The sequence below is a fragment of the Streptococcus sp. DD11 genome, assembly GCF_001578865.1.
Lineage (GTDB): Bacteria > Bacillota > Bacilli > Lactobacillales > Streptococcaceae > Streptococcus > Streptococcus panodentis.
Window position 1 is genome coordinate 21,385 of the sequence record NZ_KQ969392.1, and the last position, 1,281, is coordinate 22,665.

At 42.2% G+C, this 1,281-nt stretch carries 1 protein-coding gene; it reads left to right on the forward strand.

All coding sequences use genetic code 11. The features are described 5' to 3' along the window. Positions 1-502 precede the first annotated feature (502 nt). Positions 503-985, forward strand: coding sequence for an S-ribosylhomocysteine lyase (locus STRDD11_RS00105; protein WP_128834184.1), 483 nt, complete (start codon positions 503-505; stop codon positions 983-985). Positions 986-1,281 lie beyond the last annotated feature (296 nt).

Consider the following 1,281-nt stretch of genomic DNA (forward strand, 5'->3'; position numbering starts at 1 on the left):
AGCAGAGAGTCTTTTTCAGCGCTGCAGATTTTTCTGAGACTGGCGGGAAAAGAGCCCTTATCTGGCAATGTCATCTTTCTGAACAAAAATTCTAATTGTTGAATTCAAAATTCCATACTATTCTATCATAAATACAAAAATTTCACAAACCCATTTTTTGAAAAAAGAAAGCCTTTTTATTTTTGGGTGAGTAGGTTTAAATAGATAATCCGACTCTGAAATGCTTTCAGCCTGCAAGCCAGTTCCGACTGTCTTCAAAACCAAATTTTTAAAAATTCCCCAAACAAAACTTTTTTATGCTATAATCAAAAGGAAAGCTGCCTAGGAGAAAAGCACCTGTCTGACCGACAAAAAAGTTTGGCAGCATAGGAAAGTCCTTCTCGCACTCGCTGTTACCGTCATTTAGTGTATCTTTTGTGACTTCGCCCCCTTCACCAGCCCGAAGGACTGTTAGATGTCGCAGATAGGACAAACGAAAAGATTGCATTGTAAAGGAGAAACCATGTCTAAAGAAGTTATTGTTGAAAGCTTTGAGCTGGACCACACCATTGTCAAAGCCCCTTATGTCCGCCTCATCGGAGAGGAAACCGGTCCCAAAGGAGACATCATATCCAACTTTGATATCCGTCTGGTCCAGCCTAATGAAGACTCGATTCCGACTGCCGGCCTGCACACCATTGAGCACCTGCTGGCCATGCTGATTCGCAAACGCATTGATGGCATGATTGACTGCTCGCCCTTTGGCTGCCGCACCGGTTTTCATATGATTATGTGGGGTCAGCACAGCCCGACTGAGATTGCTCAGGTTATTAAATCCTGCCTGCAGGAAATTGCAGACAGCACCAGCTGGGAAGATGTCCCCGGAACCACTATTGAATCCTGCGGCAATTACAAGGATCACAGCCTTTTCTCTGCCAAAGAATGGGCCAAGCTCATTCTCAGCCAAGGGATCTCAGACGATGCCTTTGAGCGCCATGTCGTTTAGATAAAAGTAAAAAAGTTCTCTATTTCGAGAACTTCAGAACGTAGACAAATTCCATTTTCTTTGTAAAAATTTTATAAATTCTTACAAAGAATTAAGAAAAATCTCATTGCTATAATTAAAACAAAGATCAACCAAGTCTTTCCGCTGTGAGAAAAGCGCCTGAAACTCTTTAGTTTCAGGCGCTCGGAAGATTTGAGACTTTAGGCTCAAATCTTAGGTATGGAATTCCGAAGGAAGTCGCTACCGTCCGCACTCACTTAAGGAAAGACTTTGGATAACTTTGTCTTCAGTCTCAA